Here is a 24,756-nt window from a genome sequence, read left to right as displayed (position 1 = left end):
CGCTTACAGCTTATATGGACCAAAATCGACTGGAATATTTATTTAACAGGTACGTTGCCGGTCAGGCTACGCCCGGGGAGCTCCGGGAGTTTGACCTGCTGATGCAGCAACCTGAACATGAAACCGTCTTAAAAACAAACATCGATCAGTTGTTCCGTACCACCAGCGGCACAGCCACTATGTCTGAAAAAGCCATACAGGCTACTTTACAGCACATTACCGGGAAGCCGGCCTCTTCGTCCGTCGTTCGTTACCTTCGCCGCAGCTGGTGGGCAGCGGCTGCGGGGCTGTTGTTATTAGGCAGCAGCACGTGGCTGCTCACCCGGCCCCGCCATGAGGTGGTGGCCCCGTTGGCCGACAAAGCACCTGGCAGCAATAAAGCAGTGCTGACACTGGCAGACGGCAGTACCGTAGCACTGGACAGCAGTGGCCAGCAGGTAATCGGTCAGCAGCAGACCACCATCCGTCAGTCTGGTGGACAGCTGCAATACAGCGTACAATCGCCCGGCGCCGGGACCAGCTATAATACGCTGACGACCCCGCGCGGCGGCCAGTTCCGGGTAATACTGCCCGACGGCACCGTTGTATGGCTCAATACCGCTTCCGCCCTGCGTTATCCCACTGCTTTCAGCGGAACCGACAGGACGGTGGAGTTACAGGGAGAGGCTTATTTTGAAGTGGCCACCAACGCCACACAGCCTTTCCGGGTAAAAACAGCCGCACAGGAGATTCATGTACTAGGCACCAGTTTCAACATCAACGCCTACACGAATGAAGCGAATACTGTCACCACACTGGTCAGCGGCCGGGTGAAAGTGAACACACCCGGAAAAGATGCCAGCGTTATGCTGGAGCCGGGGCAGCAGGCGATCGCCGCACATAACGGTAGCCAGCCGCTCACGGTAGCGCGCACCTTTGCGCCCGATGTTATCGCCTGGAAGAACGGGCTATTCCTGTTCGACAATGCGGACCTGGAAACAGTGATGCGTTGCCTGGAACGTTGGTATGACGTCGAAGTAAAATATGAAGCGAAGCCCGATATACACTACACCGGGCAGATCGCCAGAAACCAGCCGTTGTCCAAAGTAGTGCGTATGCTGGAACAAACCGGCCAGGCCCGTTTCAGGCTTGTCAGGGCCGGAGAGGGACATCAGGCAAAAGATATGATCATCATCCTGGAATAAAAAAACGGCAGGGAGGGCCACACCATGATACTAAATTAATACCAACCGCGACCTAAAAACAGCCACCATTAAAAAACCGGAAACGTTGGCGCGTTCCCGGTACATGCCAGATCTACATTGCCTGACGCCGGCTCGTATTCCATGGCCAGGCAGGATCATGATTTATTATAAACCATCATCGTAAATCCAAACGACACGAAGATATGAGAGAAAGTTTATTCTCCCAAGGGGGTTTATTGCCCCGTTGTATACCAATACCAACAACCAAAAGTCCGTCAGATCCCACCACCAGCCAGTCTGACCGGAACCGATTTAAAAAAGTGTTCTTAATGATGAAACTTACAGGAATGCTGTTGCTCGCCTTTTGCCTGCAAGTAAGCGCCCGGGTATATTCCCAGAAAGTGACATTAACGGAGCGGAATGCCTCCGTACAACAGCTCTTCAGCACCATCCGCCAACAAACAGGTTATCTGTTTCTGTACAGCAACGAAACACTGAAGCACACACATGCCGTTTCTGCACAACTGACAGACGTACCGCTGAAAGAAGCGCTGGACCATATTACCAGTAACCAGCCTATTACCTACAGCATCGAAGAGAATAATACGATCCTGATCAAACCTAAGCCGGTAACGGCCGTTCCGGCGCCTGTCCTCCAACGGATCAATGGAACCGTCCGCGACGAAAAGGGCATGCCCCTGATTGGCGTGACCGTCAAAATCAAAGGCACCAACGGCGGCACCATCTCCGATGAACAGGGCGCCTGGTACATACAGGCTACCGATGACGCCACCACCCTGCTGTTTTCCTTCATCGGCTACAGCAACCATGAAGAGCCTATCAAAGGCAGAACAGTGATCCATGTAGTACTCAGGCAACAAGACAAAAGCATGAACGAAGTGGTGGTTACCGGTTACCAGAAAGTGGAACGGCGGTCCCTCACCTCTTCTATCACTTCTCTCAAAACCGAGAACCTCAAAACCATCAACCAGCCCAATATCGACAAGCTGTTGCAGGGCCAGGTGCCCGGCATGGTGGTAATGAGCACTTCCGGCGCGCCCGGCGCGATGCCGCAGATACGTATCCGCGGCACGTCTACCTTAAGTGGCAACACCCAACCGCTGTGGGTAGTGGACGGTATCATCCTCGACGATCCTATCAACGCCTCTGTAGATGATATCATGACCAACCGTAACCTCATCGCCTCCGGCATCGGCGGTATCAACGTAGAAGACATCGAGTCCATCAACGTACTGAAAGACGCCGCAGCCACCGCTATTTATGGTACCAAAGCTGCCAACGGCGTCATTGTACTGACCTCCAAAAAAGGTACCGCCGGCAAAACCCGTATCAATTTCAGCAGCTTCGCCACCGTAGGCATGCGCCCCCGGATAGAGGACGCCTATATGATGAACTCTCAGGAACGGACCGGCGTAAACCTGGAAATGATGCGCCGCGGCGTATTAACCGCCACCTCTCCCCGCGCCGGCGACTATGGCACCGCCACCGATTTCGAGCGTGCCCTGATAGATGTGCATGATCATAAAATGAGTTGGGCCGATTTTGAAAAAAGAGTAAATCAGCTGGAACAGGTGAACACCAACTGGTTTGAATACCTCTTCCGTAATTCGTTCACGCATCGTCAGAACCTGAACATCTCCGGCGGTAACGAGAAGACGACGTTTTATCTCTCCGGCAGCTACATGGACGAACAGGCCACCGCCCTGCAAACAGGGATGAAAACCTATACCGGCTCCCTGAAAGTATATACCAAACTGCATCCTACCCTTCGTGTAGGCGGTATGCTGGACCTCAACCGTCGTGATAACAGCAGCTTCTTTGCTACCGACTCCCGCGAGAACCCGTTTGAATGGGCTATTTATACCACCCGTGCGCAGAACGCCTATGATCAAAACGGGCAGTACAACTATCTCTATTACAACGGCATTAAATACAATTTCCTCGAAAACCGCGACTATGGCTGGCGTAACTCACAAAACTTCAGCATCCGCGGCACAGTAGATATTGAGTGGAAACCTATTAATTCCCTCATCTTCGGCAGCCTCTTCTCTTTCACCAATCAGAACACCACCGACGAAGACGTCGCTACTGAAAACAGCTATTTTGTAAAGAGCAGACAGCGTGACTACTTTACCATTATAGATTACAAAGGAGTACAGCTATGGAAAGAAGGCGGCTACCGCAAAGGCCGAAACAACAATAATAAATCGCTTACACTCCGTAATCAGGTATCGTTTATGCCCGTACTGAACGCCAATCACCGTTTTGATGTGATGGCCGGACAGGAAATCCGTACATCCAAATACGAAGACGAAATGACTGAGATATATGGTTATGTACATGAGCGCGGCCGTCAGCAGATGCCACAGTTTGACCTGATGAAACAGATAGGCCGTCCTTATTGGTCAGAAAGCCTGAACCAAAGCGCTGCTGTTTCTTACTTCGGTACTACCGGCTATACTTACAAAAACCGTTATACGGTTAGCTTCAACGCCCGTACCGATGGCTCCAACCGCTTTGGTCTTCGCACCAATCAGCTGTTCCAGCCGTTATGGGCAGTAGGCGCCAACTATCAAATGAAGGAAGAGAATTTCTTCGCTAACAAGGACTGGTTGAGCTACCTCACGCTTCGTGCTTCCTATGGCAGCCAGGGTAACGTTGCCTCCCAGGCATACTCTGATCTGGTAGCTACTATCGGCAAACCCGATCTGGCCAATACCGACAACTACCTCGTGATAGACGCTCCGAAGAACCCCAACCTGAAATGGGAGAAAAACTATACCGCCAACCTGGCATTGGAAGTTGGGTTGTGGAAACGCCGTGTGATGGCTACTATAGAATGGTATCATAAGAAAGGCGTGGACCTGCTGGGCAGTAAACGCGTATCACAGGTATCCGGCTTCAGCACCCTACAGGTGAACTGGGCTTCTATGAAAAACTCCGGTCTGGAATTCTCCCTAAGCACCATCAATATCGATACAAAAGACTTCCGCTGGTCTACCAACATTAACGCAGGTTATAACAAGAACGAAGTACTGGATGTTTATTCCCGGCCTGAAGTTGACGGGTTGACCAATGCGCAACGTTCCAACTATGCCGCTTCTGCCGTTGTCGGTAAACCAATCAATGGTCTCTGGTCTTACCGTTTTGCCGGCCTCAATAAAGACGGGCGCGCCACCTTTTACACCGCCAAACCTGGCGAAACCGTTTCCAACGGTATGCGCAACATCGAAGGTCTTGTATATTCCGGTACTACCATGCCAACGATACAAGGTGGTTTTACTAATACTTTCTCTTATAAAAAATTCACGCTATCGGCATTGTTTATAGGTAGTTTTGGCAACGTAATACGGTTACGTAACCTGTCCGCCAACAGTATCTTCCAATTTCCGGAGCCTACCCAAAACTTGCCTGCAGAGTGGGTGGACCGCTGGCAGCAACCAGGTGATGAGCAAAGAACCAATATACCCAAACTGGAGGGAGAAACCAATGTTGCGGGGTTAAGCGATACACCCCCCTATAATGCCACTATGTATAATAACAGCGACCTCCGGACAGTCAAAGGAGATTTCATACGTCTGCAGAACCTCTCACTCAGCTATGATCTATTCAGTCCCCGCCTGCGTAGGATTGGCATCCAGAATATGCGCTTCATGATACAGGGTAACAATCTCCATGTATGGAAAAATAGTGACCTGAAAGCGCAAGATCCGGAAGCAACAGGTTCCGTGATGAAATACAACCTTACCAATTCGGCAAACGTGTCTTTCGGCAATACTTACCTGCCAATACCACGTTCCTATTCTTTCTCCTTTTCCTTACAGTTTTAAAAACAGATGCTATCATGAAATTTAGATATCTGACACCTCTGCTATTATTTTCACTGATTTTCACCAGTTGCAATAAAATGCTGGACATCAAACCAGTGAACCGGATGATGCCGGTGACCATATCAGACTATGAATCTGTTTTGCTGGGAGGCTATCCGCGGGTAGATTATTTTATGAAGTCAGAATTGATGACAGACAATATCTACGCTAACATGAACATCGTTGCCTCCCCACAGCGAGACCTGGACCTCTGGTTTACGTGGTCATCCTCTAAACAATCGGATGGCAGCGAAACGGATCCTTATTGGGGACAACTTTATACTTCTATCTATTACGCCAATACTGTGCTGGATAATTTTAATGACCGGCAACCGGCGACCAGTGAAAAAGAACAATATGAAACTGTAAAAGGTGAAGCTTATGCCTTGCGGGCATGGTGTTACTTCTACCTCGTGAACTATTATGCGGAACCTTATAGTGCGGCTACTACACAGGCCTATGGGGTGCCGATGCCGTTGAGTGCGAAAGATGTTCATCAACATACACAAAACAACGTACGCGAGCCGTTGGAAAAAGTATATGCACAGATACAGTCAGACCTTGGACAGGCTTCTGAACTATTGGCAGGCAAAAATACCCGTAACAGGTTTCGCTTTGATGCCAACGCAGTACAAGCACTGCGCGCACGCGTCTTCCTTTTTATGGGCGACTATGAAAAGGCCATTGCCGCAGCCACCGATGTGATTGTAAACAAGCCTTTAGCTGATATGAACAATATGCAGGCTTACATCGACGAAAAAGGTAGTACCCGTGCCTTTTTTGGCAATACAGGTGTCATTGATGCGGGAGACAATAAAAACGAAGTGTTGTTCTTCACGGGAGGCCAGGCCAATATGAATATTTATTATCACAGCAATTATATGTTCAGGCCATCACCAGAGCTATTTGCATTATGCAACCGCCCTACAGGAGGGAGCGATTACCGCCGCTATATCTTTGCTACTTTTGCAGATCCTACCACTACAGATGGTAAAACAAACGGTCCCACGTTATACAATATGTACTCAAAACAGGAAAATCCCTGTTATTATATTGGCCTGAAAGTGAGCGAATCATATGTAATACGCGCAGAGGCTTACGCCAGGCTGAAAAAGAAAGATAACGCCATTACAGATCTCAATGCACTGTTGATACGCCGTATACGAAAAGGAGAATTTGTACCACTGAAAGCTACCGACTTTACTGACGAGACTTTACTTAACCGTGTTCTCGAAGAACGCCGCCTGGAAACGGCCTTCGAGGGTGGTCTCCGATGGATGGACCTCAGAAGACTTGGTAAGCCGGCTATCTCCCACGTATATAAAAACGGAGTGGTGTATGATTTAAAACAAAACGATAAGCGGTATCTCTTGCCACTTCCTCAATCTGAAGTTAATAACAGTCCTTCAATCCCATTAAATCCCTGATCTCAAGCATAAAATAAGATAAACGATGAAACCAATATACATTACCCTACTTGCCCTGGCAGCATGCTGCATGGGATGCTCCAAAGAGCCACAACCAGGGTTTACGCCAGAACCAGGCATTGAACAACAATTTACTCCCCCCGCTAATGCTCCCACAGAAATAAAAGAGATGTACGGCAAGTATGGCGTATGGGTACGAATGGACTTCAATAACTGGAAAGAAGTAACCAACGGGGTGTTAGCAACAGACCCCAACAATCGTTGGGGCGCTACAAAAGTAGATACTGACCAACGGGAGGCGATCACCAATTATACACAGGCACTTCTCTCTAATGTCTCTGAGAAATTTGCCAAGAAATTTTTCCCACTGGAGCTTTTTTTTGTAAAGACCTATGGTGGAAGTTTCTGGCTGGAGGATTTTAAAGTACTGGGACGAAGCCGCCTGGTGATTACATGGCCGAATCAGTCATATGGTACTTTGCCCGTCACCGATCCTGTCAATCATTATTACAAAGACTCTTCACTGGCCCGCTCTGTCTGGGGCTTTCTTGGCAACATGTGCGCTGCCAGGTTTGATGCCCCCATCACTGAATTTGCCATTGCAGGCAAACCATATGACAACGGCGAAGCAAGAGAAATTGTATTTAAACAGTATGAAAAAGACAGAGATCAAGATGCCCGCGACAGAGCCATGGACCTTATAGCGCTCAATGGCGGTTTTGTTACCTCTGTTGGCAGCTCCTCTTTTGAAAATGACTTTGGCGAATGGATGAAACTACTCGCTACTGAGTCATATACAAATATCAAAGCCCGATACCTGGACAACAGCCCAGCCCGTGCCCGTAAGTATGAAGTGATCGTCCGTTTCTTCAAAACTTACGACTGGGATATTCAGGCTGCTGGTAACAAATACCGGGAAAAACTGGGCAACTAATTCATTTCTTCATACATCAACATCAGCATAAACCAACGATTACATGAGAACATTCGCATTGACAGCTGTCTGTTTGTTGCCCGTTCTGGCATTCGCCCAGGAAGGTCCCTACACAATCAACGGCAGCATCGGCAAAGAGAACAAATTTGAGAAAGCGTACCTGTACAGCAGCAACAGCAAAGGCAGGGTTATTGACTCCGTGGCCATCAACAATGGCAGCTTTACCTTTACCGGTAAAACAGATGTCCCCGCGAGAGCCTTCCTTTTCACCGGTAATACCCTCTCCTCTTCCTTCACCGCCAACCGCCTCGTGTTCTATCTGGAACAGGGCAACATCCGCGTAGAGAGCGCAGACTCCATCGCCAATGCCACTGTGAAAGGCGGCGCAGCCAATACCGTGCATCAGCAATACAAAGCTGCATCCCGCGACGTTAACAAACGCTCCGATGCACTCAGCCAGAAATACTACGCCACGCCGGTAGCAGAACGGGAGCAGGAAGCTTTCAAACAGCAGTATCAGGCCGATAACAAAGCAATTGCCGCTGCGCAACAGAAAGTGGTGACCACCTTTATCAAAGCGCATCCTAATACGGCTGTCAGCCTCGATGCCCTGACCGAATGGGCGGGCTATGATCCGGACCCCGTAGTAGTGGAACCGGTATTTAAGCTGTTGTCGCCTACCGTGCGTAAAAGCAAAGCCGGCGAACATTTTGCCGGTCAGTTAGAAAGCCAGCGCAGAACCGCCATCGGCGTAGTAGCACCGGAGTTCACCCAAAACGATACCCTGGGCAATCCCATAGCACTGAAAGATTTCCGCGGTAAATATGTACTGGTGGACTTTTGGGCCAGCTGGTGTGGTCCCTGCCGTCAGGAGAATCCTAACGTGGTAGCAGCCTTCCATAAGTTCAAGGACAAAAACTTCACCATCCTCGGCGTATCCCTGGACAATGAAAATGGCAAGTCATTCTGGATGCAGGCCATCCATGACGACAAACTGCAATGGACACAGGTATCTGACCTGAAGGGATGGAAAAACGAAGCCGCCAAAATGTACGGTGTGCAAGGCATTCCGGCTAACTTCCTGATTGGCCCCGATGGTAAAATCGTTGGTAAAAATCTCCGTGGAGAAGCCTTAGAGAAGAAGCTCGCTTCTTTGTTACAGTAATATTTTCAGCAGCCGTTTCTATTTACAGGAGCGGCTGCTTTTCTTAATCCCCCGCATCCGGGAAACACTGCGGCCCCGCCGCCCCGCCCCATACTCCAGCACTACCTTGTCCGTATACCGTATAGCGTTTATAGTCTGTCAACGGCTGATCACACATATTATAAGCATACATGCCCAAACCACATTTTAAAGGTAAATAGCTTAAATTTAAAGTACACCAAATCCGTTGTTTATGTCTGGTCCCGGTTTCGATTTTGAGCATGTTGGCAATCAGGTGCCCGTGCTGGAGAACTATAACACTTTCACCACTCATCCTGTGCTGCAAACCACGCTGCGGGCCTATGGCGGCGGCTGGGCAGCGCCGCTGGCCACCGAGCTGGGGCAGCTGATGGGCAGCCACGAATTCCAGGAAGCCGGTACGCTCGCCAATACTTATCTACCTGTACTGCATACCCATGACCGTTTCGGTAATCGGCTTGATACCGTGACCTATCACCCGGCCTATCACCAGATGATGACGGCCGCTATCCGGCATCAGGTACATTCCATTGCATGGACGACCAAAGAAAGAGGTGGTTATCTCGCGCACAGCGTGCTGTCCTACCTGAAGCAACAGATAGACGAAGGCAGCAGCTGCCCGCTGACCATGACATTTGCCGTTGTTCCTTCGCTGCAGATAGCACCTGATATCGCCCAGGAGTGGCTACCGCTGGTGCTTTCCAACCGGTACGACGAGCGCCATATTCCCTACACCGAAAAAAATGGCGTCACCTTTGGCATGGCCATGACGGAGCCGCAAGGCGGCAGCGACGTCCGCGCCAACATCACCCTGGCGCAGCCCATAGGCAACGGCATTTATCATATCACCGGCCGTAAATGGTTCTGCAGCGCTCCCATGAGCGATGCTTTCCTCGTGCTGGCACAGGCGCCGAAAGGCCTCAGCTGTTTCCTGGTGCCGCGCTTCCTACCCGATGGCACCAAAAACCAGCTACGGTTCCAACGATTGAAAGACAAACTCGGCAATCGTTCCAATGCCTCCGGCGAAGTGGAGTTCCACAGCGCCTGGGCCCGGATTATCGGCGACGAAGGCCGCGGTATCGCCAATATCATGGAGATGGTGCGCCACACCCGGCTGGACTGCGCCGTTGGTTCCGCCGCCACGCTGCAGCGCGCGCTGGCCGAAGCGATCCATCATTGCAAACACCGGCAAACCTTCGGCCAATCGCTGCTCAGTCACCCGCTGATGCAGAATGTGCTCACCGACCTGGCACTCGAATCAGCCGCTGCCACCACCTTCGCGATGCGCCTTGCCAAAGGATTCGATGACGCTAAAACCGACGAGGCAGCGTGGCACTTCACCCGCATCGCTACCGCGGTGGGCAAGTTCTGGAATACCAAACGTGCGGTGCTCGCCATGGGCGAGATCGTGGAATGCCTCGGCGGCAACGGTTACGTAGAGACCTCCATCCTGCCCCGCCTCTACCGCGATGTGCCGGTCAATGCCATCTGGGAAGGCTCCGGAAATATTCAGGCGCTGGACGTGCTGCGTGCCATGCATAAAGAACCACAAAGCATGGAGGCGCTGATGCATTACTTTCAACAGGGAACAAAGCTGCATCCGCTGCTTACACGGCATCTCGAAGGGCTACAACAATTGCTTTCCCAAGCATCGGATTATGAACGCAAGGCGAGAGTCATTGTAGAGAAAATGGCGCTGGCCATACAGGCGATCGAGTTGATACAAACGGCTGCACCTGCGACGGCGGAGATGTTCTGCCAGGCACGGTTGCGGCAGGACAGGCAATTGACATGGGGCGCACTGGAAGAGATGAATGGCTGGGAGCAGGTGGTGACTTCCGTCTATGACGGAGAGTGACAAGATTCCGGAACAGTGCAATTGAAAAAAAACGACTGGATTCAAAATACAGGTGATTTTTTTGTATTTCAATTCCGATCAGTTCAACTAAAGCCTACGGTAACATGCCAAATTAAGGACATAAATGTCGCATTGCAATTCCTTCCCGGCACTATGAGCATTGGTCGCCTCAAAGCATCATCCCGGCATAGTGTTATTAAAATCCGAATTGCACTCAATCATAAGGGGCGGGATCACGTATTTCAATTCCTGTCAGAACAATTAATATCAGATCATTAGGCTTAGCAGGCAACTAAAAACAATAGCTTTCCATTCCATACAGGACAATTAAAACGTTGATGAGGCCCAGGCGTCTGGTAAAGACGATAATTAGTTTCCATTCCATACAGGACAATTAAAACCATGGTTCCCCTAAATACAATAACCCGTTTACGCCAACAAAAAAATCGCCGACCTCCGATGGCAGGATTTGCCCCGCAGATCGACGATTTATTAAAATGAACACTCAATCATACTTATAGGCAGACATCATCTTCATCAGCTGCTCTTCTGCTTTCTCCAACGCATCCGCACTTCCTACTGCACCGGGCACATAACTCTTCGCGGTAGGCGTCACAAAAAAATCAGCTTTGGCACTTAAATCAATGACCGGCATAGCCTGCGGCCTTTCGGTGTCTACACGAAGATCGCCGCGGATGGCGTAAGTAATCTGATTAGCGTTGTCACTGATGGCGATAGCGATGATACCCATCGGATCAAAAGTGCGTGACTGATTGGTGGTGATCCGCCAATTGATGAGGGCTTTCGCTAATGCGGGGATAATCTCTTTTCGTCTGTCTTTCGGACAAATGAGACAGTTACCGAAGATATTCTTCCCTTCTTTCCAGCCTTCTTCGCGAAGCTTGGCTTCCATTTCGGGATACAGCTCCGGTTCAAACTTATTCGTAGAAACACAAAACAGTGTACGGAGGTCTATCGCCATATCATATACGAAAAGTCCGGATGCACGGGTTTGGTCCTGTATGAAAGCCCTGTTGGGCAGTGTCCGTGTATTGGAAGTCAGCCATTCTTTCAGTTCTTCCTCACTCAGTTCCGGGCCTCGCTCCTTACCGGATGTCCAGTGTACCTTCACTTTGTGATTGCCGGTATGAGCGGTACGGTCAAAGGAGATGTTCTCGGTAGGATTGGCGATACCTCCCAGTAACGGATGCAATGGCCGCATCGGTGAGATAGACAGCGGGCTTCTGCGTTTCACCGCCATGATATTGGCGCCTGCCTTCATGTAACCTCCCAGCAGCTGATCTGCAAAGGTGGGATCGCAGGGAGAATGTGGTTCTTTCTGGTTCGCCTTATTCTCTTTTTTGTCAATCTCCCAGTTAAAAGTAATGGCAGCAAAAGGCATATTGAGCCCTTCCAGGACGGCGCGTTTGATCTGTTGTCCGCTGGAATAAGCCATGCGCTTACCGGTTTGAGGATCATAGTAGAACTTCTGCCCGTCATTGACGGCAAAAACGGTGTGGGACACATGTCTGAGCCCTCTGAGATAGATAAATGGTGTATGCATAGTATTTTAATTTTCGGAGGAGCGGTAAGAAAACTGAAAACGGATGAGGCTAAGGAACAACGGGAAATGGTCGGATGGCATAATGATCGCTTCCTTTACCACATGCTGAAGGGTATCTCGTACTGCGGGCACATCGTCCAGCATCTCTGTCAGCTTATCGACAAACTGTGTCAGGCCCCTGGACTCCCGGATTTCTTTGCTCAGCTGGACTTTAATGGTCCTTCCTTTTTTATCACTTCTGCCAAACTCTATCAGTGCTGCGGCTACTTCATCGGCCAGCGTCAATAATTCCCGTTTGTTTAACATAGCAATCAACCAAATTTTGAATGTATAAAAATAAAATGCAGTGTCTTTTGTGTAAACGAATTCCTTTCCACCACCGAAGGGTTTCGGCATATACATGCGGAGGGTCTTTGGTTCCAGCGCTTTCAGGCCAATAACTCCCAGCTTACAGGCAGCTCTGAAGTCGTAATATGTTTCCAGCTTTTCTATCTGGGGCACTTTTAGCAGGGTGTTTTCACCCAGGAAAATTTTCTCCCGCCACTCAAACAGCTTATTTATCTCCGAAGGCACCAGGCATATAAAACCAAGTGTGGTATTGGTTTGAGAAAGATTGTAGGCATACATCATCAGAGACGCCAGATGGCGAAACCGCTTTGCCAGCTCAAAGGTTATTTGCGCCCAGGGTTGCGTCGGGATACTCCATTTCCCCATCACCTTTTCCGGTTCAAATGGGAGTCGACGGCCTGTTTCAAGGAATTCCCTTCCATAACAAAGCCAGTTTCCATTCCAGGTTTCTATCTGTTTATCTTTTAGCCCCTCTCTTTGTTCCAGGTAGGTCCGGTAATGTTCCCAACCTTCATACAACAACCAGAGCACTTCTTCCTGATCAATGAGCAACACATAACCACCTTTCACGCCGATGCCTAATGCTGCGCCGATCCATGATGCATACATATCTTCCCGATCGATGTTATGACGCATGCCCGTCAGTTGTCCTGAGGTGGTGGCATCCGTATCTTCAGCAGGACCGCCCACATAGGTGCCCATATACACCCGGTTGCCCTGAATCCTTTCTCTGAGCGTTGCCAGCTGGGCTTGTGACTGGCTTCCATGTGAAGCAGCCGCACCTTTTTCCGGTGCATAGTGAAACGGGGAGTTCGCCACATGCATGAGGTGTCCTTCGTCTTTAAAAAAAGTATCGAAAAACGCATGCAGGAAAAATTCTTCTGCTGTAAAACGTTTCTTTTTACGCAGGTTATAATACGTGAGGAACTTTCTGCCGATATAACTCGTATACATACACTATTGTGGTTTTTCATCGTTAAACATCAATCCCTTCTCTGCGTGGGACACCCTCGACTGCTTTACCACAAAGGGTTTAGCACCAACCTCCAACTGGTTCTTTAATTGATGCTTTTTGACAAGCCCCCACTTGATGGGGATCTCCATCCTGCGCTGCTGCCGCCAACCAGCTTTAGTGTAGCGCGCCACATCTTCTTCCAGAATACAGGTAAGCGTATCAGTGTCCATCGTCATAGACAAGATGGGATTACGGGTATCCGTCAATTCCCGGATCACATAGCGGCCGTTGCGAAAAATCAGGTGATCATCTATTTCCCGGGGGGTAAGTGAAGGATACAACGTATCCAGCTTCTGCTGAAGATCACGTTCCTGTAGTTCGCCATCGGGTAACAGCTCATAACTCGTCTCCACTATCTCCCTGTTGTAAGGCCGGCAATTGCCGGCAGGCGCCAGTACATAAACCGGCTTCCGCATCTGATGGCGATGCTCACTCCTTCTGCGGTGTATTCTGCCCATCCGCTGTATCAGGCATTCCAGCGGGGCACACTCCGTGACCAGCAGGTCAAAACTGATATCCAGACTCACTTCTACCACCTGTGTAGCGATGACGATGCAGGGCGCATCGGCTTTATCAAGTTTCTCCAGTTTCTGTGCTGCTTTATGCCTGAACGTCCAGCTGAACCGTCCATGTATTAACAGTACAGGGATGTCTTTAAACATTTGCGCATACTTCTCGTAAGCATCCTGCGCGTCGCCAACGGTATTAAAAACCAACAGGCATTTATCCCCTTCGTTGATTGCTTTTTGTAGGATATCCGGAACGGTCCTGTCATCCGGGATGCGGTGAATAGTATGCCGGTTATAGCTATCCAGTACCTCTGGCGGCGCCACCACCTCATACACATTTTCAGGGCCTCCTAATATTTCCAGGATGGCATGGTAAAGGCATCGTGGCATGGTAGCTGTACCGATGTGAACACGGCAATTCAGTCTCACTAAGGTTTTGACGATTTCCAGGACCATTGCCTGCGTAAAATTTTCGTAGGTATGAATTTCATCGAGGATCACGTCACATCCTTCCAGATCCAGCATCATGCTTTCAAAGCCGGCAATGCCCAGCACGATAGCCGCCACCTGATGTGGTGTCATTACCTTCACCGCCGCTCCTGCCAGTGAGGGCGCCAGTCTCTCTTTTTTACCTTCTGCCAGTTCCGATGTCCCATGCTGAAGGTCCACAACAGTTTGCAGCAGTTCTCCCAGTCGTTGCTGCATAGCGTTACACGACGCCTGATAAGGCAGCATATAGAAAATCCTGCCGATACAACGCCGGACCAAAAACTCCGTTTTTCCGCTGCTGGTAGGATACGATACAATGGTATGGGGCCTCTTATCGTCGGCCGACAGCGTCGATAAGGGATACAGGTCGTTTCCCCGGCGGGCGTTTACCAGTGTCAGGTCCGGCTTTTTAAACAACCGGTCCAAACGCCGCTGTGTATTGAAAGTATAGGCAGAGGCAAAATGGTCGGCCGCCTTCAGTAAGCCCCGCCAGCGGGACCATCCTGCGGGCCTGCACGTGCAGTAATCTACGGCATATTGCAGGGCCCCTTCCGCTTCTTTCCGGGTGATAACGGGGCAATCATAGTTGAAATATTGAAGAATGCTACGGCCATACCCGCTCCATTCCTCCCAATCGTGCAGATGCTGGGATATCCAATGCCTGTCGTTATGGTCGAGGTCCAGAATCCCCTGGCGCCGCGGGTCATAGACAACCGAGCGGTGATGCCCGGCCACCATGTCAATTAGCACGTCCCATTCCTCCCGTGGGAACGCCGGCAGAAAAGCCAGTGACGACAACTCGTGCCGATGAACGTATCCCCCATCCACTTCTGCTGCCAGGGTGCCAGACTTCGTCTTTTGCAGCTTACGCCGGAAGTGAGGATGTGCCTTGCCCAGATCGTGTAAGATAGCGCCCTTGCGTGCCAGTTGATCGCAGAACGGATGCTGAAAGTGCCGGCACATGACATCTATCACCCACGCAACGTGCTTCAGATGCAGATATAGCTTCACCTCTCCATACCCCTTACTTTTGGCCATTATTTCCCGCCAATGGACCTTATCCTTCATTTCGTATAGGATATCCTGTGATCACCAATTTTCCATACATGGAGCGGCCTTCCCCAAACCGATTATGCCCCACCTTAAAGCCGGTAGCAGCGTCCGCTGGCTGCAATTCAAAGCCGCTGATGCCATTAAATTCGACTTCGGGCATCTGCTTCACCTCATCCGGAAAAAGCAGGTCCTCATTGCGACAAAGACAGATGGTTTGGTAAGATGCTCTTTCCGCATAGGTTTGTTCATCGAAAGCCAGATATAAGTGTGGCATCAGCAGTACGCCTCTTTTGAGCGTGCTCTGATTGGACTTGTAAATTCCTTTTTCTTTCGTGTATTTAAAACCTCCTTTAGACCAGGTCCTTTCCAGCTGAACATCTACACCGCAGTAATTCAGCCGGTGCCGGCGTATTACCCTTCCTCCTCCGGTCTCTTCCAGTAACTCAGGGAACAACTTCTTTTCCATCCCCTCTATAACAGATGGCGTTAAAAACTGCTGACTGAATGTTTCGCTGTCCCTGACGGCCGTCCATGGCTTGATAAACCCAAAAGGACCGCTATATTTCACTACATAATATTGCATACCGTGCTTATTTCAATGCGCCAAAGCCAATACCCGTGCAGTTGCCCACCCCTACCTCCCAGGCAAATGCTACCTGCTCCGGGGTGCCTTCCACTACCACCGGGCACATACTGGCTTTATTATTTATTGTTTTATAGGTGATCATTTTGGCTTTGGCATTCGGGTAGTCTGCATTAAAGGAAACAGTGACACCCTCGTCAGAAAGGCCTGCCTGGCAAAGTTTTCGTTTCAACACAGTGGTCATATGCTCTCCTGCGTCAGGATCGTTAAACAGCAGGTGCTTGTCTTTTCCGGGCTCCAGGTATTTCTTGACAAACACCGGACTGGCCGGGTAAAACTCTTGCCTGCTTTGAAACACCGGCGTTTCCATGATCGCGATGCCTCTCACTTCAATCCCGAAACAAATAGTGGGATCATCCTGAATCCCCTGAACAATCCTCTTCGCCAGCGTGGTATCATAGGCGGTGATAAAGAAATAGGAATCATCCCTGGCTCTGATTCCATGAGACATGATATCTACATTCTGAAGCCAGGAAAAGCTATACAGGCTTAACTTTCCATGGATGTCATTTTTCCTGCCGATCCATTTGTGCAGGGCACCTGTCAAAAAAACCTGATGCTGATTAAAATAGATGATACTTGGGCTTCCGCTAACGTAAAGCAGTAATCTCATAGTAAGGTTGTTAAGTATGGTTTGTCTTAAAAGGAGTGGAGGGATTTCCTGATATAACCGAATGGCAACTGTTGCGCTGAAAGCCTTACAGCACAATAACTATCTACCTGATAGTCTCTATTTGATAATCTATTTATAAAATCATCGACCAGGTATAACGCTGATAAAACTTCCCTTCTCATTTTGATCGAAATTTGTTGCATTTGTTATAACAACACTTTTATGAGACAGAAGTGGTATGGGAGGAATATTTTTTTGTTGGGGAAAACAAGAAGGTAAAAATTCTAATTCCAATTGGTCCAATTAAAGATCAATAACAACAATGTTATGGTTTCAATTCATCCATTGTCCGATGAACACAGGGGATATAGTACCTCTCTAAACATCCATCTCCATGAAAAAGTACTATTCCCCCCACCCACGTCAACTCGTCTTATAACACCCGTACGCCTCCTCCAGATCAGAATGATCACATTCCAGCGCCTTGCGGTCCCAGTGACTGGTATTGGCCGCCGCCTCGTAGGTCGATTGCAAAAAGGCCATCAGCGCAGCTTCCGGATCATCCGCTTGCTGCACGGCGGCATAAGGCAATAGGTACTCGCCCATCTCGGGACTGTAAAAAGCCGCGGCGGGTTGCACCGGTTGTGTGGCAAATTCGGGTGCGGCCGGATAGGCGTAGGAATAGAAGAATGCCTGGGGAAACTGATCATTGCCCGGCCAGAAACCACAGGAGCTGACCTCTTTGGAATAGGCCTCCTGCATCACGACGGCCGGCATATTCGGCATTTCTCCCTGATGCTCCGGCGCATCCCGGCCGGAGAAGCGGGTCACGGCCAGGTCAAAAGCCCCCCAGAAGAAATGCACGGGACTGCATTTGCCGGTGAAGCCGGCACGGAAGCGGGTAAATACGTTATGCATACGCACCAGCGCCTGCCAGAAATTCTCCATCTGGTGCTGGTCGTACGACTGATGCAGCTGGTCCTGCGTAAACGGAATGGCATCAGCCATTTCGCTGGGAACGGGGTGGATCGTCACGTCGATATTCAGCGACTGCAGCTTGTCAAACAGGGAAGCGTAGAAATCAGCCACGGTACGCGGCCGCAAGCCCAGCGCCTCTTTCTCTCCCCCACTGGTGGTGATCACCAGCTGGTGATGTATAAAATCGAATTCTATCTGGAAGATACCATGGCGATACGGCATACTGCCGGTGCTCAGGCCATAGGGATTGACATACAAGGTTACGTGCCAGGAATGGTTGAGCCACGGCATCTGCCGCAGGCGTATTTTCCCTACAATCTGCGTCCACAGGTGCACGGTGGCCAGCGTGTCTTTCCAGCTGTTATAATCGATGACCGGCCATTGACCGGATGACAAAGGTGTATGCTGCATGATGAATCCTGATGTTTCTTCAGGATAACAACCAAAACCCGCCAGGGGTTCTACAAATATTTGCCGATTATCTTGTTTTTTCTGACAAGGGCCGTCACACCCCAGCTCAGCCACCAACTGGACACAAAGGTGATGAGAAATTTAGGCCATGCCGTCAGTGGCATGTTCAGCAGCAAATACTGGCACCACAATACAAAAATATAATGCACCAGATAGATGCCATAGGCATTAGCGGAAAGCGACTGCCACCAGGCGCTGCTACGGTTCATCAGGCTTCTGAAAGTAGTCAGGAAAGCGATACCGCTCAGCGTACAGGACAGTATCCAGACGGACCGATATACGAGCGTGGCCTGCACAAGGCTCAACTCCTGCCGGGCCATCATGGCCGTCAGCGGCGCCTCGCTGCCTTTCAGTAACGTATATACGCCGAGAGCCGCCAGTACCCAGCACCACCAGTAGCGCACCAACGCTGAACCATCGGCGAAAATACTGCGGCCCAAACCAGGCGTTCCGATCAGCATCCCCAGGAAAAAATACCCGAAATAGAGCAACACCCTGCTCACCTGAAAATCAAAAGGACCAATGCCGGTCCAGGTACCAGCGTCTATCAGCAGCACTATGGGAACGTATAATATCCAGCTAAAGAGAAACCAATACAACACGAGTTTTCCCGGCTGTTGTTGCCGGTTGGCCAGCCATTGGCTCCAACGCTCCACGTTTCGCAGCAGCGGGAATAATGCCGCCATCGTCAGATTAAATACAAACAATACCCAGATAAACCAGGGTGGGCCTACCGGCCACGCCTCTACGGTAAAAAAATCAACCACGTAAGCAGGGATATCATGCTTCCCATGCGCGAGATAATAAGGAGGATAATACGCCAGCAACATCAACAGCGTGACCCCGATAAGAAAAGGGACAAACAAGCGGTAAAACCGGTCGCGTATAAATTTGCCGGCGCCTTTGTTTTGCAGGCTGCGAAATACGAAGATGCCACTGATCAGAAACATCAGCGACATAAAAAACACATCGTTGAAATCTTCAAAAATATCCAGTCCCCTGCTCCGGGCCACATCCACCACCGGATGCGTGGAACGGATATACGCGGTTTTGTCAAACCAGGCAAAGGTGGTATAGGCCAGCGAGGAATGGTGTGCTACCACCAATACGGTAACGAATGAACGTAGATTATCTATCCAGCTTGTTCTGTTGTCCATGCTACAATATATTCCTTTTCCCATGCTCCGGGAAGATTTATGGGACCAGCGGTAACCAGTCTTTAATTTATCATGTTAATCATCCGGTTTGGGCATTGATTTTGTTTGATTACATTTAGCGATATGAGCAAACACTTTTTATCCCTGATTGTACTGACCCTCCTGTGCCGCCTGACGAATGCGCAAAGCATGGACCCGGGCCTTTACTATAGCCGCATCAATGACCTTTTCCTGAAGGAATACGACTACATGAAGCCATTGGACAGCTTAAGCGCGTTCAATAACGATGAAGCGCTCCGTGGCGCCTATTACCAGCTCAGTGCCACCTATCGCTCTTTTATCGGCGATTATGCCGCCGCGTTAAAAGATTATAACGCCATGTATCCTCCACGCACGCTCCCTCCGGACACCGTGGCCAAACGTAAAGAAGCCTTCACCGGATTTCATGCGGAAGATGCGGTCACGAAGATACTCTCGCTGACGGCCAAACGCCGGGTGGTGATGATCAACGAAGCGCACCATATCCCCTACCACCGGCTGTTTACAAAATCTCTATTGCAGAAATTATATCAACAGGGCTTCCGGTATCTCGCACTGGAAACCCTCGCTTATCATGCTGAAGCACTGAACAAACGAAAATACCCGGTGCAGGGCGACGGCTTCTATTCCGCCGAACCGCTCTTCGGTGATCTGATCAGAACAGCCACCCGTTTAGGCTTTCGGGTGGTAGCCTATGAAGACACCACCGATTGTAGTGGCGCAGACTGCTACCAACAACGTGAAATAGCCGAAGCGCAAAATCTGATCAACCTCTTAAAGAAGGACCCGACCGCCAAAATACTGGTCCATGCCGGTTATGACCATATCATGGAGCAACCACGCAACGGCTTCAAAAGAATGGCGATGTATTTTACAGAGATGTCCGGCATCGATCCGCTGACCATCAATCAGGAAAGAATGTGCGAGCAGGATACGATCTCCCATGAGAACTCCTATTACGTAGCAGCGCAACAGCTATTTCGTATAGATCGCCCTTCGGTGATCGTGAAGCAGGACAGTATATGGGTGGAGCCGCGTTTGGCCGGATATTTCGACATAGAAGTGTTCCATCCCCGGTTCAGGATGAATGCCGGGCGGCCGGGCTACTTTAAGCTGGACCCGTCGAGGATACCGAAGGCGCTAACGCCGGAGGCTATGTTTAAAAACCGGCTGGTACAGGCTTATTTCAAGGGAGAAGAGAAAGACGGTATTCCGGTGGACCAGCTGTTGTATGACGGCAAAGGCCCGTTATACCTGATGCTGCCGCAAGGTGAATTTGAGATCATCGTCGGGGAAGACAAGCAAAATACGCTGTCCATCCGGCAGGAACGATAACATAAAAGGGTTGCAGAGAAATCTGCAACCCTTTTTAAAATATCTCAGTCGTCATCCCCATGATGCCCGTGTCCACGGCCATGTCCGCGCCAATGGCCTCTTCCGTGATCATCATCGTCATCGTCGTCATGATCGCGGTAGCGCCGGTAACGGTCATCGTGGCAATCGCGGATAAGGTCCTGACGGCCGTACCAGCCGCGGTATCTGCCATAGCGGTCCCGGTAATAGCCTGCATTCAGGTACGGTCTGGGATCATTGATCACGACCTTATATCCGCGGTACAGGTCATAGTGATAATAGCGGGGCAACGCGGGAGCGAATACCCAATCACCTTCATCACGGTCGAAATAAATAAACTGACGGCGGGGAATGTAATAGTAAGCATCAACATCGGGCAGGTAATAGTATTCAGCGTAGTCGTAGCCAACAGGGCCCCAAAGCGGCTGGCTGCCTACGTTTAAGTTGACATTAACACGGACCTGGGCTTGTGTTGTTGGTGCATAGTACATGCCAGCGGCCAGCAGGAAGGCCATCACAGCAAGCTTCTTCATAAAAATACGGTTTATACCGCTGTTAATGCGAATTTAATGCCAGATTCTGCAGACATCGGTTGCACCTTATTTGTTGTTATCTACCATCAGTTGAAAGATTGACGGAACGCCTGCGGCGTAAGGTTCGTCTTGGTTTTAAACAGTTTGCTGAACGACTGTGGGTGCTCAAACCCCAGCTCATAGGCAATTTCGCTGACCGACAAACGGGTGGTGGACAACTTTTCCTTCGCTTTTTTCAGCAGCATGTCGTGGATATGCGACTGGGTGCTTTTTCCTGTCAGCACTTTCAGCAGCCCGCTGAGATAATTGGGCGACATATTGAGCTGGTCAGCGATATACTGCACCGTAGGCAGTCCTTTGCCCATCAGGTCATCGCTGTTGAAATACTCCACCAGCAGCGCTTCCATCCTGTCCAACACCTGATGGTTGGTTATCTTGCGTGTCAGGAACTGGCGGTGATAAAACCGTTCGGAGTAGGTAAACAGCAGCTCCAGCTGGGCTATCATCACCTCGTGGCTGAACTGGTCCATGTTGCCGTGATACTCCTGTGCAATGTTCTGCATGATGGTGGAGATGATCGTTTCTTCTTTTTCAGAGAGATGCAGCGCTTCATGCACGGTATATCCGAAATACTCACACCGCTGTAGTTTTTTCGCCAGTGGCGTATTCCAGAGAAAATCGGGATGGATCAGCAACAGCCATCCCGTATGATTAAACTGGCCATCACTTTCGATAGAAAACACCTGGCCAGGCGCCACAAAAAACATCGTCCCCTGATCAAAATCATATTGCTGCTGACCGTATTTCATCCTGCCCGCGAAGTTGCGTTTCAGGGCTACGGAATAGAACCCCTGTACAATATATTTTGGTTCTTCGTCGTCGAGCCATTTCAGGTCTTCGAAGTTGATGACGCTGATCAGTGGATGCTCAGGGCTGGGTAAACGCCGCAGCTGATGCAATGCGCTGATGGTATTGAGCTGATAGGGTTGTGTGCCTGCCATGGGTTTAAATTAGTTACTTTTTGCGAATACCGCAGCAAACTCTGTGGCAAAATCTTCCATTTTTACCTTTCCGTTGGTAGCGGGTGGGTTTTGGTAGAAATCATCTGCCAGTATGCCGGAGTGGATGGCGTCATACAGCTCCACCAGTGCGGCGGCGGTGGCTGCGGGCACGCCGTGGGTGTCCAGCTGCTCCCTTACCACGGTGCCGGGAATCACTTTCCAGGTCAGGTCCGGCTTACCAATAGCTTTGCCCAGTATAGCGGCGACTTCGTTACAGGTCCGTTCGTCGCTGGTGAGGTAACGCACTTTCGGTGCATTGCCGGTGCGAAGTAGTTCCTCTGCCACGGTATCTGCAATGTCTGACGGAGATACCCAGAGCACTTTATCGTCTCCGCCATAGTTGGCGGCAATAAAGCCCAGGTCACGGATCATGCCGGCGAAGTTGTATAAATTATAATAGAAGCTGGTAGGACGTATATGCGTCACCGTCAGTCCGGGTACGCCATTCAATATCTTTTCCGCGTGGTGGGAGCCCAGGATCATACCGGTGCCGCGGTCCAGGTGGGCGCCGAAGCTGCTCAGGTACACGGCCCGTTTTACGCCGGCTTTGCCCAGCGCCTGTGCGTAGCTATTGGCAATCCGGGTATAGTATTCCACCGGTGTTTCCTGCGTGGCATAGTTGGGCGGGGTCATACAGTATACCGCATCGGCGCCGGCAAAAGTCTTTTCCAGAAAGGAGGCATCGGCAAGAGAGCCGATGGCGGCCGTAGCGCCGAGAGCTTCAATGGCGGCCTGTTTTTCGGGGCTGCTGCTGACAACGGTCACGGTATGACCTTTTTCCACGAGTTGTTGTGTCAATGGCTTGCTGATATTTCCCAGGGAACCTGTTACGATAATGTTCATGTTGTATGTTTTTTTGCTGTGACAAAGTTCCTATACCGGTACCGGCCCCACGAAGCCAAATCTACTTTTGTTGTAGCCAAACGTATGATTTTCCTGCTGAGGGGGAAGAAAAAACTAAACATTGGCTTATTTTATGTGTTAATTCAAAGTAATAAGCTATGTTGCAACCTTCTGTAGATTAAAAACGTGTATATCAATGAAAAGCAAGCTGTCATTCCTACTACTTTCACTGTTATTTTACCACTACGCCAATGCACAAACGGCCCCCGGTTTCAGAGAGCTGCTTGACAGTGCCATGGTTCGGGATGCAGACCTCAAAGCCCAACTGACCAAAAACAAACTTACTGTACTGGACCAGCATAAGCTGAAAGATGTTTACCTCCCCACCCTGGAAGTCAGCGGTATGGCCAGTTACCTGAACGCCACCGCGCGTGTTATTTCCCCGGAGCTTAACCTGCAACCGTTTCTTAACATCCCCGAAGGCAAGTACAATAACAATATCAACGTATCGGGTTTTTCAGGGCTGGCGAAAGCAGATGCCAAAATGCTGCTGTATTCCGGCGGTAAGGTGCGGCAGCTCAACAAAGCGCTGGAAGAAAAGCGGCAGTCCGAAAATATCCTGCTGGAAAAAACATCCGATGAAGTAGCCGCCGTTATCTCCCGGGCGTACGATCAGCTGGCACTGGTACATCAGTCCAAAAAAGTGCTGGACGAGGCCAAACGCCGGCTGGACGCCAACCGCAAAACAGCCGACAAAGCGCTGGGATATGGACTGATCACGCCTTACGACCATAAAAAGATCGAGCTGGCACAGGCCACCCTCGATTCCAAAATAGCGGAATACGAAGGAAAAAAAGAACTGCTGCTGACGCAGCTGGAAGTGCTGACCGGCATCGACAAAGAGAGACTGCGGCTGATAGCGCCCGTACTGGCGCCTGTAGCACTCAACGCGCCGCAGAAAACGATCGAACAACGCGCCGAGATACGGGCACTGGACCACGGCATCAACGCATCCGGCTTCAAAATAAAAGCAGAACAAACCTGGTGGATACCTAAAGTGCAGCTGATGGCATCTTCCTATTATATAGGGCTGTATGGCGCCAGGATCAAGTCATCTGACAATATCATCCCTCCTATTCCGGCCATCGGCTATCCCGGCCGCAAACTGGACTGGAAGCCTACCAACCTCAATATCTTCCCGATGCTGACAGCCGGTGTTGGTTTTAAATGGGAGATCTTCGACGGCCGCGAAGGCAAACATGCCATCGAAACAGCCCGCATCGACAGGGAGCTGCTGCAAAATCAGAAATACGATGCCATGCGCAAGCTGACCTTAAATCAGGCCAATAATCAATCCAATTACAACATCGCCAATTCGCAGATAGCCCTGAAGAAAAAAGAGAAAGAGATGGCGGATAATGCGCTGGTGCAGGCAGAAAAAGAATTCAGGTATGGCATGTCCAAATCGACCCAGCTGATAGAAGCAGAAAATGATCTCGAGGCAGCTGAACTGGATTATCAGAATGCCATCTTCAATCAACGCAGGGCGGCCGTTGAACTGATGCGGTCCACCCAGGAGCTGGACATCAGCAAATTGTATTAAGCCATCCC

18 protein-coding genes are annotated in these 24,756 nt (G+C 50.1%); 8 read left to right on the top strand and 10 right to left on the bottom strand.

Features of this window, described 5'->3' with window-relative positions; genetic code table 11:
• Positions 1-14 precede the first annotated feature (14 nt).
• The 6 genes from ICL55_RS33275 (at position 15) to ICL55_RS33250 (ending at position 10,476) form a co-directional block, all read left to right on the top strand.
• Positions 15-1,184 carry a FecR family protein gene (locus tag ICL55_RS33275; protein ID WP_188106038.1) on the top strand — a complete coding sequence of 390 codons (1,170 nt, stop codon included), beginning with the start codon at positions 15-17 and terminating at the stop codon, positions 1,182-1,184.
• 329 nt (positions 1,185-1,513) lie between these two features.
• Positions 1,514-5,035: a SusC/RagA family TonB-linked outer membrane protein gene (locus ICL55_RS33270; RefSeq protein WP_188106036.1), complete on the top strand. Its 3,522-nt coding sequence runs from the start codon at positions 1,514-1,516 to the stop codon at positions 5,033-5,035.
• 14 nt (positions 5,036-5,049) lie between these two features.
• Entirely contained in the window at positions 5,050-6,501 is a 1,452-nt protein-coding gene (locus ICL55_RS33265; protein WP_188106034.1) for a RagB/SusD family nutrient uptake outer membrane protein, read from the top strand.
• A gap of 25 nt (positions 6,502-6,526) precedes the next feature.
• The gene (locus ICL55_RS33260; RefSeq protein WP_188106032.1) at positions 6,527-7,435 is read left to right on the top strand and encodes a hypothetical protein; all 909 of its coding nucleotides are present in this window, start codon (positions 6,527-6,529) and stop codon (positions 7,433-7,435) included.
• 43 nt (positions 7,436-7,478) lie between these two features.
• Positions 7,479-8,600, top strand: coding sequence for a TlpA disulfide reductase family protein (locus tag ICL55_RS33255; protein WP_188106030.1), 1,122 nt, complete (start codon positions 7,479-7,481; stop codon positions 8,598-8,600).
• A 232-nt stretch (positions 8,601-8,832) separates the two neighbouring features.
• A complete protein-coding gene (locus ICL55_RS33250) occupies positions 8,833-10,476 on the top strand; it encodes an acyl-CoA dehydrogenase family protein (RefSeq protein ID WP_188106027.1) in 1,644 nt (547 codons plus the stop codon).
• 505 nt (positions 10,477-10,981) lie between these two features.
• Here ICL55_RS33250 and ICL55_RS33245 read toward each other — a convergent pair.
• The 7 genes from ICL55_RS33245 to ICL55_RS33215 form a co-directional block, all read right to left on the bottom strand.
• Complete coding sequence (locus tag ICL55_RS33245) at positions 10,982-12,040, bottom strand: CRISPR-associated protein Cas7 (RefSeq protein WP_188106025.1); 1,059 nt, start codon at positions 12,038-12,040, stop codon at positions 10,982-10,984.
• Between the two features lie 6 nt (positions 12,041-12,046).
• Entirely contained in the window at positions 12,047-13,342 is a 1,296-nt protein-coding gene (locus ICL55_RS33240; protein WP_188106023.1) for a hypothetical protein, read from the bottom strand.
• A 3-nt stretch (positions 13,343-13,345) separates the two neighbouring features.
• Complete coding sequence (gene cas3 / locus ICL55_RS33235) at positions 13,346-15,469, bottom strand: CRISPR-associated helicase Cas3' (RefSeq protein ID WP_188106021.1); 2,124 nt, start codon at positions 15,467-15,469, stop codon at positions 13,346-13,348.
• On the bottom strand, positions 15,459-16,037 hold the full coding sequence (locus tag ICL55_RS33230) for a hypothetical protein (RefSeq protein WP_188106018.1): 579 nt from the start codon (positions 16,035-16,037) through the stop codon (positions 15,459-15,461). Before ICL55_RS33230 ends, cas3 begins: the two co-directional genes overlap by 11 nt.
• A gap of 7 nt (positions 16,038-16,044) precedes the next feature.
• Entirely contained in the window at positions 16,045-16,710 is a 666-nt protein-coding gene (gene cas6 / locus ICL55_RS33225) for a CRISPR-associated endoribonuclease Cas6 (RefSeq protein ID WP_188106016.1), read from the bottom strand.
• Positions 16,711-17,133: 423 nt separating this feature from the next.
• Positions 17,134-18,099, bottom strand: coding sequence for a DUF5996 family protein (locus ICL55_RS33220; protein ID WP_188106014.1), 966 nt, complete (start codon positions 18,097-18,099; stop codon positions 17,134-17,136).
• Positions 18,100-18,149: 50 nt separating this feature from the next.
• The gene (locus ICL55_RS33215) at positions 18,150-19,316 is read right to left on the bottom strand and encodes an acyltransferase family protein (protein ID WP_188106012.1); all 1,167 of its coding nucleotides are present in this window, start codon (positions 19,314-19,316) and stop codon (positions 18,150-18,152) included.
• 123 nt (positions 19,317-19,439) lie between these two features.
• On the opposite strand from ICL55_RS33215, the gene ICL55_RS33210 reads away from it, so the two are divergent.
• On the top strand, positions 19,440-20,690 hold the full coding sequence (locus ICL55_RS33210; RefSeq protein ID WP_188106010.1) for a hypothetical protein: 1,251 nt from the start codon (positions 19,440-19,442) through the stop codon (positions 20,688-20,690).
• A 44-nt stretch (positions 20,691-20,734) separates the two neighbouring features.
• Here ICL55_RS33210 and ICL55_RS33205 read toward each other — a convergent pair whose 3' ends face one another.
• The 3 genes from ICL55_RS33205 to ICL55_RS33195 form a co-directional block, all read right to left on the bottom strand.
• Positions 20,735-21,241 (bottom strand): hypothetical protein, encoded by a 507-nt coding sequence (locus ICL55_RS33205; RefSeq protein WP_223151678.1) that lies wholly within the window; start codon positions 21,239-21,241, stop codon positions 20,735-20,737.
• An 86-nt stretch (positions 21,242-21,327) separates the two neighbouring features.
• A complete protein-coding gene (locus ICL55_RS33200) occupies positions 21,328-22,242 on the bottom strand; it encodes a helix-turn-helix domain-containing protein (protein WP_188106008.1) in 915 nt (304 codons plus the stop codon).
• 9 nt (positions 22,243-22,251) lie between these two features.
• On the bottom strand, positions 22,252-23,145 hold the full coding sequence (locus ICL55_RS33195; RefSeq protein WP_188106006.1) for an NmrA family NAD(P)-binding protein: 894 nt from the start codon (positions 23,143-23,145) through the stop codon (positions 22,252-22,254).
• A 196-nt stretch (positions 23,146-23,341) separates the two neighbouring features.
• Between ICL55_RS33195 and ICL55_RS33190 the strand changes: the two genes are divergently transcribed.
• Positions 23,342-24,748: a TolC family protein gene (locus tag ICL55_RS33190; protein ID WP_188106004.1), complete on the top strand. Its 1,407-nt coding sequence runs from the start codon at positions 23,342-23,344 to the stop codon at positions 24,746-24,748.
• Positions 24,749-24,756: the final 8 nt, after the last annotated feature.

Source organism: Chitinophaga varians (assembly GCF_014529945.1).
GTDB classification, from domain to species: Bacteria; Bacteroidota; Bacteroidia; order Chitinophagales; family Chitinophagaceae; genus Chitinophaga; species Chitinophaga varians.
This window is presented reverse-complemented; position numbering and strand designations above follow the sequence as displayed.

Coding starts and splice junctions, on each gene's coding strand:
- cas3 (WP_188106021.1), bottom strand. CDS start 15,469: ATGAAGGATAAGGTCCATTGGCGGGAAATAATGGCCAAAAGTAAGGGG.
- ICL55_RS33200 (WP_188106008.1), bottom strand. CDS start 22,242: ATGGCAGGCACACAACCCTATCAGCTCAATACCATCAGCGCATTGCAT.
- ICL55_RS33245 (WP_188106025.1), bottom strand. CDS start 12,040: ATGCATACACCATTTATCTATCTCAGAGGGCTCAGACATGTGTCCCAC.
- ICL55_RS33270 (WP_188106036.1), top strand. CDS start 1,514: ATGATGAAACTTACAGGAATGCTGTTGCTCGCCTTTTGCCTGCAAGTA.
- ICL55_RS33240 (WP_188106023.1), bottom strand. CDS start 13,342: ATGTATACGAGTTATATCGGCAGAAAGTTCCTCACGTATTATAACCTG.
- ICL55_RS33255 (WP_188106030.1), top strand. CDS start 7,479: ATGAGAACATTCGCATTGACAGCTGTCTGTTTGTTGCCCGTTCTGGCA.
- ICL55_RS33215 (WP_188106012.1), bottom strand. CDS start 19,316: ATGGACAACAGAACAAGCTGGATAGATAATCTACGTTCATTCGTTACC.
- ICL55_RS33190 (WP_188106004.1), top strand. CDS start 23,342: ATGAAAAGCAAGCTGTCATTCCTACTACTTTCACTGTTATTTTACCAC.
- ICL55_RS33195 (WP_188106006.1), bottom strand. CDS start 23,145: ATGAACATTATCGTAACAGGTTCCCTGGGAAATATCAGCAAGCCATTG.
- ICL55_RS33260 (WP_188106032.1), top strand. CDS start 6,527: ATGAAACCAATATACATTACCCTACTTGCCCTGGCAGCATGCTGCATG.
- ICL55_RS33265 (WP_188106034.1), top strand. CDS start 5,050: ATGAAATTTAGATATCTGACACCTCTGCTATTATTTTCACTGATTTTC.
- ICL55_RS33210 (WP_188106010.1), top strand. CDS start 19,440: ATGAGCAAACACTTTTTATCCCTGATTGTACTGACCCTCCTGTGCCGC.
- ICL55_RS33220 (WP_188106014.1), bottom strand. CDS start 18,099: ATGCAGCATACACCTTTGTCATCCGGTCAATGGCCGGTCATCGATTAT.
- ICL55_RS33205 (WP_223151678.1), bottom strand. CDS start 21,241: ATGAAGAAGCTTGCTGTGATGGCCTTCCTGCTGGCCGCTGGCATGTAC.
- cas6 (WP_188106016.1), bottom strand. CDS start 16,710: ATGAGATTACTGCTTTACGTTAGCGGAAGCCCAAGTATCATCTATTTT.
- ICL55_RS33275 (WP_188106038.1), top strand. CDS start 15: ATGGACCAAAATCGACTGGAATATTTATTTAACAGGTACGTTGCCGGT.
- ICL55_RS33230 (WP_188106018.1), bottom strand. CDS start 16,037: ATGCAATATTATGTAGTGAAATATAGCGGTCCTTTTGGGTTTATCAAG.
- ICL55_RS33250 (WP_188106027.1), top strand. CDS start 8,833: ATGTCTGGTCCCGGTTTCGATTTTGAGCATGTTGGCAATCAGGTGCCC.